General features: G+C 73.8%; 12 protein-coding genes. All 12 read left to right on the top strand.

What is annotated here, in order from left to right; translation table 11 throughout:
- Positions 1–22: 22 nt before the first annotated feature.
- The 12 genes from FIV44_RS12910 (at position 23) to FIV44_RS12855 (ending at position 12,525) form a co-directional block, all read left to right on the top strand.
- Complete coding sequence (locus tag FIV44_RS12910) at positions 23–1,117, top strand: acyl-CoA dehydrogenase family protein (protein ID WP_141004792.1); 1,095 nt, start codon at positions 23–25, stop codon at positions 1,115–1,117.
- Complete coding sequence (locus tag FIV44_RS12905; RefSeq protein ID WP_141004791.1) at positions 1,117–2,028, top strand: hydroxymethylglutaryl-CoA lyase; 912 nt, start codon at positions 1,117–1,119, stop codon at positions 2,026–2,028. Before FIV44_RS12910 ends, FIV44_RS12905 begins: the two co-directional genes overlap by 1 nt.
- A gap of 44 nt (positions 2,029–2,072) precedes the next feature.
- Positions 2,073–2,951, top strand: a complete 879-nt coding sequence (locus tag FIV44_RS12900; RefSeq protein ID WP_141004790.1) for a MaoC family dehydratase — start codon at positions 2,073–2,075, stop codon at positions 2,949–2,951.
- Positions 2,952–3,082: 131 nt separating this feature from the next.
- A complete protein-coding gene (locus tag FIV44_RS12895) occupies positions 3,083–4,255 on the top strand; it encodes an ABC transporter substrate-binding protein (RefSeq protein WP_141004789.1) in 1,173 nt (390 codons plus the stop codon).
- Positions 4,256–4,283: 28 nt separating this feature from the next.
- Positions 4,284–5,084: an LLM class flavin-dependent oxidoreductase gene (locus FIV44_RS12890; RefSeq protein ID WP_141004788.1), complete on the top strand. Its 801-nt coding sequence runs from the start codon at positions 4,284–4,286 to the stop codon at positions 5,082–5,084.
- A 52-nt stretch (positions 5,085–5,136) separates the two neighbouring features.
- Positions 5,137–6,030 (top strand): LLM class flavin-dependent oxidoreductase, encoded by an 894-nt coding sequence (locus tag FIV44_RS12885; RefSeq protein WP_181411147.1) that lies wholly within the window; start codon positions 5,137–5,139, stop codon positions 6,028–6,030.
- On the top strand, positions 6,027–7,232 hold the full coding sequence (locus FIV44_RS12880; protein WP_141004786.1) for an acyl-CoA dehydrogenase family protein: 1,206 nt from the start codon (positions 6,027–6,029) through the stop codon (positions 7,230–7,232). The genes FIV44_RS12885 and FIV44_RS12880 overlap by 4 nt, the downstream gene beginning before the upstream one ends.
- On the top strand, positions 7,229–8,260 hold the full coding sequence (locus FIV44_RS12875; protein ID WP_141004785.1) for an acyl-CoA dehydrogenase family protein: 1,032 nt from the start codon (positions 7,229–7,231) through the stop codon (positions 8,258–8,260). The genes FIV44_RS12880 and FIV44_RS12875 overlap by 4 nt, the downstream gene beginning before the upstream one ends.
- A complete protein-coding gene (locus tag FIV44_RS12870) occupies positions 8,257–9,795 on the top strand; it encodes an AMP-binding protein (RefSeq protein WP_141004784.1) in 1,539 nt (512 codons plus the stop codon). The genes FIV44_RS12875 and FIV44_RS12870 overlap by 4 nt, the downstream gene beginning before the upstream one ends.
- A 3-nt stretch (positions 9,796–9,798) precedes the next feature.
- The gene (locus tag FIV44_RS12865; RefSeq protein ID WP_141004783.1) at positions 9,799–10,194 is read left to right on the top strand and encodes a Zn-ribbon domain-containing OB-fold protein; all 396 of its coding nucleotides are present in this window, start codon (positions 9,799–9,801) and stop codon (positions 10,192–10,194) included.
- Positions 10,191–11,345 carry a thiolase C-terminal domain-containing protein gene (locus FIV44_RS12860; RefSeq protein WP_141004782.1) on the top strand — a complete coding sequence of 385 codons (1,155 nt, stop codon included), beginning with the start codon at positions 10,191–10,193 and terminating at the stop codon, positions 11,343–11,345. The genes FIV44_RS12865 and FIV44_RS12860 overlap by 4 nt, the downstream gene beginning before the upstream one ends.
- A gap of 31 nt (positions 11,346–11,376) precedes the next feature.
- Positions 11,377–12,525 (top strand): ABC transporter substrate-binding protein, encoded by a 1,149-nt coding sequence (locus tag FIV44_RS12855; RefSeq protein ID WP_141004781.1) that lies wholly within the window; start codon positions 11,377–11,379, stop codon positions 12,523–12,525.
- Positions 12,526–12,548 lie beyond the last annotated feature (23 nt).

The following is a 12,548-nucleotide window of genomic DNA, read 5'->3' as shown; positions in this document are numbered from 1 at the left end:
TCGCGAGCGGGAGGAGAGGGTCATGGCAGGTCTGGTTCTCAGTGCCGAGCTGTCGCCGGTGTTCGCGCGGTTCCTGGACCAGCGCAGCCCGGTCGAGGTCAGTCGCCTGGGCGGTGCCGAGCTGCCCGAGCTGTGGGCCGGCCTGGTCGAGGAGGTCGGGGCGGCCGGCCTCCTCGTCGAGGACGAGCACGGCGGCCAGGGGGCCACGCTCACCGAGCTGGCCGCCGCGGTGGCCGAGACGTCGCGCTGCGGCTGGTCGGGTCCGCTCGTGGCCGCGTCGGGCGTCGCCGTGACCCTGCTGCGGCGGATCGACCCCGCCGACGCGACCGGCCTGCGTCGCGCGCTGGCCGAGGAGGGCCGGGTCGTCGTACCCGCCCTGCACGAGGACGGCGCCGGCGCCGCCCTGGACGCGGCCGCCGCCCTCGACGGCGACGGCGCCACGCTCGCGGTCAGCGGGCGCAAGACCTTCGTGGACAGCGGGACCCACGCCGACGCCTTCCTGGTCACGGCCGTCCGTGCCGAGGGCGCCGTCGAGGTGGTGCTCGTGGATGCCGCCGCGCCGGGCGTCCGGGTCACCGCGATGGAGGCGGTCGACCCCGGTCGCGGACTGGCCGTCCTCGACCTCGACGGGGCGCGCGCGACCACGGTGTCCTCGGGGCCGCAGGTCTCCGCGGCGGTGCGCGACGCCTGGCTGGTCGGCGCCGTCCTCACCGCGGTGGACGCCCTCGCCGCGGCGGACCGTGCGTTCCGGCTCGCGCGCGACTACGCGGTCGACCGCCATCAGTTCGGCCGGCCGGTCGCGTCCTTCCAGAGCATCAAGCACAAGCTCGTCGACATGTACGCCGAGCTCGAGACCGCGACCAGCGCCGTGCTGGCGGCTGTGGCCGCGGCGGCCGAGGAGTCCGACGACTGGCGGTTCGCCGCCTCCGCGGCCAAGGCCAGGGCGGGGGATGCGGCGATGTTCGTGCTGCGCGAGGCGGTGCAGGTCCACGGCGGCATCGGCTTCACCTGGGAGCACGAGATCTCGCACCACTTCCGGCGGGTGACGGCCACCCGCGCCCTCTACGGGACGCCGACCGCCCACCGCGCCCTGGTGGCGGCGGAGCGGGGCTTCTGATGAGCGACGTCCCCGCCCGCGTCGTGCTGCGCGAGGTCGGTCCCCGCGACGGCCTGCAGAACGAGCCGCCCGTCGCCACGGCGGGCAAGGTCGAGCTCGTCGATGCCCTCGGGACGACCGGGCTGACCGAGATCGAGACCGTGTCCTATGTGCACCCGCGCGCCATCCCGCAGATGGCCGACGCCGCGGAGGTGTGGTCCGCGGTGCAGCGACGCCCGGGCGTGCGGTACTCGGCGCTCGTCCCCAACCTGGTCGGTGCCCGCCGCGCGCTCGACGCCGGTTTCCGCGGCATCGAGGTCGTCGTGTCGGCGTCCACCACCCACAACCTGCGCAATGTCAACCGCACGCCGGAGGAGTCCCTCGACGCCATCGCCGAGGTCATCGACCTGGCCCACCTGGCCGGCGCCCAGTGCCAGGTGATCGTCGCGACGGCGTTCGGCTGCCCCTACGAGGGGGAGGTCGCGGAGGGCGTCGTGGCGTCGTACGCCGCCCGGGCGCGTCGCGACGGCGCGGACAGCATCTGCTTCGGCGACACCACGGGCATGGGCTCGCCGCCCCGGGTCCGGCGACTCGTCGGCCGGCTCCGCGACCTGGACGCCGAGGCGCCGCTCGCCCTCCACCTGCACGACACCCGGGGGACCGGCATGGCGAACCTCGTCGCCGGCCTGGAGATGGGGGTGTGGCAGTTCGACGCCAGCGTCGGCGGCCTCGGGGGCTGCCCCTACGCGCCGGGCGCGAGCGGGAACATCGCGACCGAGGAGGCGGTGTACCTGCTCGAGGAGCTCGGCGTCGAGACCGGCGTCGACCTGGAGCGACTCCTCGACGTCGCGGAGCTCGCGCAGCGCCTCGTCGGCCGCGAGCTGCCGTCCCGGGTGCTCAAGGCCGGGCCCCGCACCCGCCTCTCCGCCTGATCCCTCACAGTGCCCACCCACCCCGACGTCCCAGGAGGAACCTGATGCCCCTCGACCCGACCCGCGTCGGCACGGTCACCGGACCGCACGCCGTGCGCTGGACCGACAAGGACTCGCTGCTCTACGCCCTGGCCATCGGTGCCGGCCAGGACGACCCGCTCGCCGAGCTCGCCTTCACCACGGAGAACAGCGGGGGCGTGACCCAGCAGGTCATCCCGACGTTCGGGGTGGTCCTCGGCCTGGTCCACGGACTGCCGGACGTCGGCGACTTCGACCCGACCCGGGCGGTCCATGCCGAGCAGGAGTTCGAGGTGGACGGGCCGCTCCCTGCCGCCGGCGAGGCGCACGTCGTCACGACCGTGACGGAGATCTGGGACAAGGATCCGCACGCGGTCATGTGGACCGAGTCGGAGCTGGTCGACGCGGCGACCGGTCGTCGCCTCATGCGCAGCCGCCTGGGCGCCTTCTTCGGCGGGGCCGGGGGCTTCGGCGGCGAGCGTGGCCCCAGTCCCACCTGGACGGCACCGGAGCGGACCCCGGACCTCGAGGTCGGCTTCGCCAGCCGGCCGGACCAGGCCCTGCTGTACCGGCTGACCGGCGACCGCAACCCGCTGCACGCCGACCCCGCGTTCGCGGCACGTGGCGGCTTCGAGCGCCCGATCCTGCACGGCATGTGCAGCTACGGGTACGCCGCGCGGCTGCTGATCAACCGGCTCGCCGGCGGCGACGCGAGCGCGCTGCGGTCCATGGCGGGCCGCTTCACCCGGCCCGTGCTGCCCGGCGACGCGCTGCGCCTGGTCGTGTGGCGGGAGGCCGGCGACGAGGGGCTCTTCCAGGTGCTGACCGCCGGCGGCGACGCGGTCATCGACCGCGGCCGGTTCGCGCTGGCCAGCCCGGCCGCCAGTCGGGCCGACCGCGCCTGAGCCCGCCCCGAAATACGTCCGGAAATGCGACCTCGTGCCATTGCGTGACCGGCGTCACTGTGCTTAAGATCAAGCACTTGCTTCACATTAATCAAGCATTTGCTTGAACCGCCCGCAAGAAAGGGACGCACGTGTCTCGACTCATCACCCACCGGCGCCGGCTCCGTACCGTCGCCGCGGCCATCACCACGGCGGCAGTGGTCGCCCTCTCGGGATGCAGTTCCTCCGCTGAGGGAGGCGACACCGAGTACCTCGTCGGCTTCCCCGCCCTCACCTCCGGTCCGGCCGCCTTCGCCGGCGTGCCGATCACCGAAGGCGCCGAGCTCGCCGTCGAGGAGATCAACGACAGCGGCTATCTCGGCGACGGGAAGACGATCAAGCTCAAGATCGACGACATCAAGGGCGACCCGGCCCAGGCCATCGCGCTGTACAAGCAGTACGCCGCGGACGGCGCGTCCGGCGTGCTGTGCTGCGGGCTCTCCTCCGAGGCCGGCGCGCTCGCCCCGATGATCAAGCAGAGCAAGGTCCCGGCGATCGTGACCTCCGCGATCCTCGCCGGCCTCGCCGAGCCGCCGTACGTCTACCGGCCCGTCGTGCTGCCGGCCGACTCGGGCGGCATCTACGACCAGTTCGTCGACACCGTGGTCCCGGCCGAGGGCATCAAGACCGTCGTGCTCGTGGTCACCTCGGACAACGACGGCATGGTCGGCGACGCCGAGGTCTGGAAGGCCGCGCTCGAGCGCAACGGCGTGGACGTCGTGAAGACCATCAACACCGGGTCGGCCGACACCAACTACACCCAGGCCGCGACGGAGATCCAGTCGCTGGACCCCGACGCCGTCGTCGCCAGCATGCTCGGCACCCCCGCCGCCCTGCTCGCGAAGTCGCTGCGCGAGCGCGACTACGACAAGCGGATCCTGACCAGCTACGGCGTCGACAGCGCCGAGCTGTTCGAGTCCTCGGGCGGCGGCCTCGCCGGCTCGCTGTTCGCCGTGCCCTTCCAGGCCGGCTTCACCGACAACGAGCTCGCCACGGCGTTCACCGAGGCCTACAACAAGGAGTACGGCAAGGACCCCGACATGTACGGCGCCCAGGGCTACACCGCCATGTGGCTGCTCGCCGAGGCCATCAAGGAGGCCGGTGACAAGGATCCCGCCAAGGTGGCCAAGGCCCTCGAGGGGATCACGTCGCAGGACACCGTCTACGGCGAGCTCGTCTACAAGGACGGCCAGGCCAGCCTGAACGCGCCGGGCTCCTACCTGGAGTGGGGCGAGGACGGCACGCTCGTGGAGTGGGCCGGCTGACGACGGCCACGTGAGGGAGAGGACGTCGATGGACCTGGGAATCGCCTGCAGCTTCCGGACGACCGGAGGGGAGTCGCTGGGCACCGCGATCGCGCGGGCCGGCGCAGCCGCCGAACAGGCGGGGCTCGCCTCCTGGTGGGCCGGCGGCGACCGCGAGGCCGCCGCGGACCGGGCGCACGACCCCAACCTGGGCCTGCAGCGCGTGGCCCGGGCGACCGGCCGGATCCGGCTCGGCCTGTCCGGAGACCTCCTCTCCCTCCACAGCGCGGCGGTCCGCGCCAAGCAGATCGCCAGCATCGACTGGTTCGGCGGCGGGCGGCTGGAGCTGGGGCTCGACCTCGCCGCCCCGCCCGCCGTCCTGGCCGACCCGTTCCGGGACGTCGACGACCACGTCGGCCGAGCCCTGGACAACCTCGGCGCCATGTGCGCCCTGTGGACCCAGCAGCGCGCGTCGTACGCCGGCGAGCACGTGTCGTTCGCCGGGGCCATCGCGCTCCCCAAGCCGGTGGGCGACCGGGTGCCGGCCACGCACCTGCGGGCCACGACGAGCGACGTCCTGGACCGGTACACCGCCGCGCACGGCGCCCCGGCCGGGTGGCTCGCCTGGCAGGCCGGCCGCGACGACCTGGTCGCCTCGGTCGACGTGCTCGTCAAGGTCCTGGGCGACGATGCCGACGGCGTACGACGCACCTGGTGCGTCCCCGTGGCCGACCTGCCCGCCGCGCGGGAGGCGGTCGCCGACCTGCCGGTCCGGGTCGACGAGCTGGTCGCCGACCTGGACCACCTGCCGACGGACGAGGAGATCGCCGCCATCGCGGCGTTCGGCTGAGCCTCGGCGCCAACGCGTCCAACGACAACGCACGACCACGAGAGGAGCCTCGGTGGAGATCGGTCTGGTCGACCTGTTCGATGGCAGCGCCGAGCGGGATCCCGCCTTCATGGCACAGTTCGGGAGGACGGCCGAGGAGCTGGGGTTCACCGGCATCTGGCTGCCGGAGCACATCGTGTTCTTCGACGAGTACACCTCGGAGTACCCCTACCCCGAGGCGCCGTCCGCCGCCGACCCCGAGAAGGTCGAGCGGCACAACAAGACCGTCGACGGCAGGGCACGCGTGGAGGCGGCCGCCGACCAGGGCCTGCTCGACGTGCTCCAGGCCGCGGCCGAGGTCTGCGCGGCCACCACCCGGCTGCGGATCGGGAGCTCGGTGATGCTGCTGCCGCTGCGCAACCCGCGGCTGCTCGCCCGCGACCTGATGACGGCCGCCGCCCTCACCGACGGCCGGGTCGACCTCGGTGTCGGCGTCGGCTGGTCGGCCGAGGAGTTCGCCGCCTGCCAGACCGAGTTCACGACCCGCGGTCGCCGCTGCGGCGAGGGGATCGCCGAGCTGACCCGGCTGTGGGACGACCCCGACGGCATCTTCCCGGAGGACCCGGCGCCGATGCCCCGGGTGCTGGTCGGCGGCCACTCGCCCGCCGCGCTGCGCCGCGCCGCCGGGGTCGCGACCGGGTGGTACCCCTGGAACCTCACTCCCTCCCAGTTCGCGGACCACCACGCGACGTACTGCGCGCAGCTCGAGGAGGCCGGCCGCGACCGGTCCGGCCAGCACGTCATCGCCGGCCTCCGCTTCACGGGCGAGATGGACGCACTGCCCGCCGTCGTCGAGCGCTATCTCGAGCTCGGAGCCGACGGGGTCAACATCTCGCTGCGGATGGAGGCGCACGACTACGCCGAGACCATGCAGGCCGTCTCCGCCGCGCTGGGACTCGCCGCATGACCGCGCCCGTCACCGAGGGGGACGTCGAGGAGTTCCGCGCAGAGGTCCGCGCCTGGCTCGCCGAGAACGTCCCCGCCGAGCCACTGCCGCCGTGGACCGAGCGGGAGGGCTTCGACCTGCACCGCGCCTGGGAGGGCCGGCTCTTCGAGGGCGGGTACGCCGCCGTCGACTGGCCCACCGAGTACGGCGGGCGCGACGCCGGCCTGCGCCGGTCGATCGCCTTCGCCGAGGAGTACTACCGCGCCGGTGCCCCGGAGCGGATCAACATGGGCGGCCTCTACCTGCTCGGCCCGGTGCTGATGCAGTACGGCACGCCCGAGCAGTGCGCCCGCTGGATCCCTGACCTGCTGGCGTGCCGCACCATCTGGTGCCAGGGCTTCAGCGAGCCCGGCTCCGGCTCCGACCTCGCCTCGCTGCGCACCCGCGCCGAGCGCGACGGCGACCACTTCGTCGTCAACGGCCAGAAGATCTGGACCTCGATGGGCGGCTTCGCCGACTGGATCTTCGCGCTGGTGCGTACCGATCCCGAGGCGGGCCGCAGGCGCAAGCACGACGGCATCACCTTCCTGTGCATCGACCTGCGCTCGCCCGGCGTCGAGGTGCGGCCGCTGGCGATGGTCGACGGCACCCGCGGCTTCGCGGAGGTCTTCTTCACCGACGTCCGGGTCCCTGTCGAGAACGTCGTCGGCGAGATCGACCGGGGCTGGGCGGTCGCGATGTCGACCCTCGGCTTCGAGCGCGGCGCGGTCTTCGGCGACCACGCCAAGTTCTCCAACGACGTCGCGGACCTGGCCGGGCTGGTGAGCGCCCGTGGACTCGCCGACGACACGCACGCGCTCGACGAGCTGGGCCGGGTCCTGGTGCAGACCGAGGTCTACCGGGCCAACGTCTATCGCCTCGCGGCCCGGGCCGAGGCCGGCGGCGAGCTCGACAGCACCGCCAGCATCAACAAGGTCTTCTGGACCCAGATGCAGCACGACATCTTCGACACCGGCATCCGCCTGCTCGAGGGCGACGGAGCCGTCGTCGGCGACCCGGGCTCGCTGCCGGACGCCGACCCCGCCACGCTGCGCGCGTGGTCCCGGTGGCACCACCGCTACTGGTACGCCCGCGCCGCCATGATCTTCGGCGGCACCAACGAGATCCAGCGCAACATCATCAGCGAGCGCGTGCTGGGCCTGCCGACGGAGCCGCGCCGATGACCGTCCCCGACACCCTCGACCAGGACCGCCGCGAGCTGGTCGAGCTCACCGACGACCTGCTCGGCCGGCACTGCGACCTCGACTTCCTCCGCGCCCGGATCGACGACGGCACCGCCCACACCCCCGGACTCTGGGGCCGACTGGCGGAGACCGGCCTGGTCTCCGCGCTCGTCGCCGAGGAGCACGGCGGCGCCGGACTCACCCCCGCCCACCTGTCGGGCGTGCTGCACAGCCTCGGCCGGCACGCGGTGCCCGAGCCCTACCTGGAGACGGCGGTGCTCGCCGTGTCCGTGCTCGGCGCGCTGCCGGGGCCGGTCGCCGACACCTGGCTGCCGCGGATCGCCGCCGGCGAGGCGATCGCCGTCGTCCGCCTCGAGGACCTGACGCCGCTCGTCCCGTACGCCGTCGACGCCGACCTCGTCCTCGACCTGGCTGCCGACGGCTCGATCCGTGCGTTCGCCCGCGAGGAGACCGAGGTCGCCCCGGTCGCCGCGCTCGATCCCCTGCGCCCCCTGGCGCGGGTCACGCCCGTCGGCGAGGGCGCGCTCATGGGCCACGACGGCGCCGTCGTCGCCCGGACGCGGTCCCTCGCCCTCGCCGGCGCCGCCTGCCTGCTCGCGGGCGCCTCCCAGCGGCTGCTCGAGCTCACCGTCGAGTACGTCGCCGTCCGCGAGCAGTTCGGCCGCCCGGTCGGCTCCTTCCAGGCCGTCAAGCACAAGGCGGCCGACCTGGCCGTCCTGGTCGACATGGCCACCGCAGCGGCGCTCTCCGCGTTCGACGCGGTCGACGAGCCGGACGGGTCGCGCCGTGCGGCCGCCGCCAAGGCCTACGCCGGCGACGCGGCCGCCCGGGCCAATGTCGACGCGCTCCAGCTGCACGGCGGGATCGGGTTCACCTGGGAGTACCACCTGCACCTCTGGCTCAAGCGCGTGATGGGCCTCGCCGCGTCGTACGGCACCACGACGGCGCTGCGCCGCGACCTCGCGCGCGAGCTGCTGGCCCGGGTGACCGAGGAGCGGCGCGGATGAGCGAGCTGGGCTTCTGGCGGCTCGCCGCGGCCGCTCCGCAGGCCTGCGCCGTGGTGGAGCCGGACGGCACCGCCGTCACCCGCGGTGAGCTCCTGGCCCGGGCGAACGCCACCGCCCGCCTGCTGCGCGCGCTGGGCCTGGAGCGCGGCGACCGCGTCGTGGGCGTGGTCGCCAACGAGTCGTGGGCGATCGCGCTGGTGCTCGCCTGCCAGCAGGTCGGCGCCTACTACGTCCCGGTCAACACCGCGCTGACCACCACCGAGGTGGGCCATATCGTCGAGGACGCCGCCCCGGTGGCCGTGCTCTGCTCGCTCCCGTACGCCGACACGGTGCGCGCCGCGGCCGACGCGGTCGGCCTGCCGGCCGAGCGACGCCTCGCGTTCGGCGTCGCCGAGGGCTTCCGCGACCTCACCGCCGCGATCGCGGGCGTGCCCGCGGGACCGGTCGAGGACCGCTCCCCGGGCTCCTACCTGGGCTACACCTCCGGTACGACGGGCCGCCCCAAGGGCGTGCTGCGCCGGCTGCCCGAGGGCGACCCGGACGACGTGTTCGCCGCGGGCGCCGCCTGGCAGCTCGGCATGTTCGGCATCACCCCGCTCGACGACGGCGTGCACCTGGTGACCTCGCCGCTGAGCCACACCGCGGTGAGCGGGCTCGCGGTCACCTCCCTGCACTACGGCCACGCCGTGGTGCTGACGAGCCGCTTCGACGCGGAGCAGGTGCTCCGGCTGATCCAGGAGCACCGGGTCACGACGACGCACATGGTGCCGACCCAACTGCACCGGCTGCTGCGCCTGCCCGAGGAGACCCGGGCGGCGTACGACGTCGGCAGCATGCGCAACCTGGTGCACGGCGCCGGGCCCTGTCCCGCGTCGGTGAAGCGCGCGATCATCGCGTGGTTCGGGCCGGTCGTGTGGGAGTACTACGGCGCGACCGAGGCCGCCGGCACCGCCATCTCCAGCGCCGAGTGGCTGGAGCGGCCCGGCAGCGTGGGGCGCCCGCAGCCCGGCGCCGAGGTCCGGATCCTCGACGAGGACGGTGCGGAGGTCCCCACCGGCACCGACGGCGCGGTCTACCTCCGGATGGGCGCCCACGCGTTCGAGTACCGCGGCGACGACGCCAAGACCCGGTCCGGCCGCGTCGGCGACTTCGTGACCGTCGGGGACCTCGGCCACCTGGACGAGGACGGCTACCTGTACCTGCTCGGCCGCTCCGCCGAGGTCATCGTCAGCGGCGGCGTCAACATCTACCCCGCCGAGGTCGAGGCCGCGCTGCTGGAGCACCCCGACATCCAGGACGCCGGCGTGGTCGGGCTGCCCGACCCCGAGTGGGGCGAGCTCTCGTGCGCCGTGATCCAGGCCGCGCCCGGCTCGTCGCTGCACGGCGGCGACGTCGCCGGCCAGCTCGCGCCCTTCCTCCATGACCGGCTCGCACGCTACAAGGTGCCGCGCCGGTACCAGGTCGTCGCCGAGCTGCCCCGCGGCGCCAACGGCAAGCTCCGCAAGCATCTGCTGCCCGACCTCGTGAGGAAGTGACCCGTGAAGCCCGTCCCGACGCCCACCCCGGACACCCGGGATTGGTTCGACCGGATCGACGCCGGTGAGCTGACCGTGCCCCGGTGCGCGGCCTGCGGGTCGTTCTTCCTGTACCCGCGCAGCAGCTGCCCCCGCTGCGGTGCGCGCTCGGTCGAGCTGGTCCCGGCCGCGGGCACGGGCGTCCTGCTGTCGTTCGTCGTCAACCACCGCGGGCCGGCCGGCTTCGAGGCGCCGTACGCCCTCGGTGTCGTCGCGCTCGCGGAGGGACCGCGCCTGACCGGCGTGGTCCGCACCGACCGGCCGGATCGGCTGGAGGTCGACGCGCCCGTGCGGGTGGCCTTCGAGGAGCGCGGCGAGCGCCGCGTCGTCTGCTTCGACCTCGAGGAGGCCACGGCATGAGCCTGCGCGGAGCGATCGCGATCGTCGGCGCCGCCGAGAGCACCGACCTGGGGAAGATCCCCGACAAGTCCGCCCTGGAGCTGCACGTCGACGCCGCGCTCAACGCGCTCGCGGACTGCGGACTCACCCCGGCCGACGTCGACGGCGTCGCCTCGGCGGGTGAGATGCCCGTCGACGTCGCCGACTACCTGGGCATCGTGCCGGAGTATCTCGACGGCACCAACGTCGGCGGCTCGTCGTACATGCTGCACGTGCGGCACGCCATGGCCGCGATCAGCGCGGGCCTGTGCGAGACGGTCCTCGTGACCCACGGCGAGTCGGGGCGCTCGCGGATCGGCATGACGCCGTGGGCGCCGGCGCCGCAGTCGTTCATGGCGCAGCTGGAGGTGCCGCACGGCCCGGTGGGCGCGCCGTCGCTGTTCCCGATCGGCGTGCGCCGCTACATGGCGGAGTACGGCATGACCCGCGAGCAGCTCGCGCTGGTCCCCGTCGTGCAGCGCCGGTGGGCGGCGATGAACCCGCGCGCCAAGCTGCGCGACCCGATCACCGTCGAGGACGTGCTCGCCTCGCCCGTCATCGCCGATCCCGTGCACCTGCTGCACTGCTGCCTGGTCACCGACGGCGGCGGCGCGCTCGTGCTCACCTCCGCCGAGCGGGCCCGCTCGCTCGACCTGCCCCACCCGCCCGTGTACGTCCTCGGCGCCGGCGAGTCCAGCGAGTCGTCGGTCGTCTCCGGGCTGGAGAGCCTGACGTCGTCGCGGGCCATCCGGGTCGGCGGCGAGCGGGCCCTCGCCCAGTCGGGCGTCGCGCACGCCGACGTCGACCACCTGATGATCTACGACGCCTTCGCCCACGTGCCGATCTACGGGCTCGAGGACCTGGGCTTCGTCGGCCGCGGCGAGGCGCCGGCGTTCATCGAGGACGGCAACACCGCCCCCGGCGGCAGCCTGCCGATGAACACCAACGGCGGCGGGCTGTCGTACACCCACACCGGGATGTACGGCATGTTCGCCATCCAGGAGTCCGTGCGCCAGGTCCGCGGCACCGCCCCCGCGCAGGTCGACGGCGTCGACGTCAGCGTCTGCACCGGCGTCGGCGGCATGTTCATGAGCTCCGGCACGCTCGTGCTCGGCAGCGCAGCGACCCTCTGATCCTTCTGCCCCCACCTGACAGGAGCGCCCGATGCGCCGAGCCGCCCGCACCCTCATCGCCCTCGCCGTCGCCGGCGGCGTCCTCGCCGGATGCTCCTCGTCGGACGACGACGGCGCGACGACGTACCTGATCGGCGCGCCGATCGTGCAGTCCGGGCCCGGCGCCTTCGCCGGCAAGCCGGTCGCACAGGGGATCGAGCTCGCCGTCGCGGAGATCAACGACAGCGGCTTCCTCGCCGACGGGGCGCGGATCGAGCTCGAGATCGTCGACACCGCCGGCGACCCGGGCAAGGCGATCGCCGCCTATCGGCAGCTCGAGGCCGACGACGCGTCCGCCGTGCTGTGCTGCACGCTCGGCGGCGAGGCCGGAGCGCTGTCGCCGCTGCTGAAGGAGAGCAGCGTCCCCGGCGTCGTGACCGTCTCCATCCTCGACGACCTGGCGGACCCGCCGTACCTGTTCCGGCCGTTCGAGGTCCCCTCGGCGCCGGGCGGGATGTACGACCAGTTCCTCGACACCGTGCTCCCGGCGAGCGGCTTCGGCGACGCGGTGATGGTCGTCAACGACGACAACGACGCGATGGTGCAGGATGCGGCGGTCTACGAGACGGGCCTGGAGCGCCACGGCGTCCGCCTCGCCAAGACGATCAGCGTCGGCACCGCCGAGACGTCGTTCACCTCCGTCGCCACCGAGATCGCCAGCATCGACCCGGACGTCGTGGTCGCCAGCACCATCGGCTCCTCCACCGCCAACCTCGCCAAGGCGCTGCGCAGCCGCGGTTGGGACAAGCCGATCGTCTCCAACGTCGGTGCCGACAGCCGCGCGGCCTACGACGCGTCGGGCGGCGACCTGGCCGGCACCGTCTTCCCGACGCCGTTCAGCGCCGCGTTCCCCGTCAACGACGAGGGCGCCGCCTTCGCCGCGGCCTACGAGGAGGAGTACGGCGAGGCGCCCGACATGTTCGCCGCGCAGGGCTACACCGCCCTGTGGCTCGTCGCCACCGCCCTGCGCGACGCCGGCAGCGGCGACCCGGCCGACGTCGCGAAGGCGCTCGCGGCGATCGAGGAGCAGGTATCGGTCTACGGATCGCTGCGCTACACCGAGGGCCAGGCCGAGGTCGAGGAGCCCGGTCGGTACCTCGTCTGGGGCGAGGACGGCGCGCTCACCCCCTGGTCCGCCTGATTCCGCCGGGTCGGCGCAATTCT

Source organism: Nocardioides humi (assembly GCF_006494775.1).
GTDB classification, from domain to species: domain Bacteria; phylum Actinomycetota; class Actinomycetes; order Propionibacteriales; family Nocardioidaceae; genus Nocardioides; species Nocardioides humi.
Note: the sequence above shows the minus strand (reverse complement) of the source record. Positions and strands in the feature narration are given on the sequence as shown.

Excerpts from the sequence above, each read along its gene's own strand:
- FIV44_RS12875 (WP_141004785.1), top strand. The coding sequence starts at position 7,229 with ATGACCGTCCCCGACACCCTCGACCAGGACCGCCGCGAGCTGGTCGAG.
- FIV44_RS12900 (WP_141004790.1), top strand. The coding sequence starts at position 2,073 with ATGCCCCTCGACCCGACCCGCGTCGGCACGGTCACCGGACCGCACGCC.
- FIV44_RS12890 (WP_141004788.1), top strand. The coding sequence starts at position 4,284 with ATGGACCTGGGAATCGCCTGCAGCTTCCGGACGACCGGAGGGGAGTCG.
- FIV44_RS12860 (WP_141004782.1), top strand. The coding sequence starts at position 10,191 with ATGAGCCTGCGCGGAGCGATCGCGATCGTCGGCGCCGCCGAGAGCACC.
- FIV44_RS12870 (WP_141004784.1), top strand. The coding sequence starts at position 8,257 with ATGAGCGAGCTGGGCTTCTGGCGGCTCGCCGCGGCCGCTCCGCAGGCC.
- FIV44_RS12880 (WP_141004786.1), top strand. The coding sequence starts at position 6,027 with ATGACCGCGCCCGTCACCGAGGGGGACGTCGAGGAGTTCCGCGCAGAG.
- FIV44_RS12855 (WP_141004781.1), top strand. The coding sequence starts at position 11,377 with ATGCGCCGAGCCGCCCGCACCCTCATCGCCCTCGCCGTCGCCGGCGGC.
- FIV44_RS12905 (WP_141004791.1), top strand. The coding sequence starts at position 1,117 with ATGAGCGACGTCCCCGCCCGCGTCGTGCTGCGCGAGGTCGGTCCCCGC.
- FIV44_RS12910 (WP_141004792.1), top strand. The coding sequence starts at position 23 with ATGGCAGGTCTGGTTCTCAGTGCCGAGCTGTCGCCGGTGTTCGCGCGG.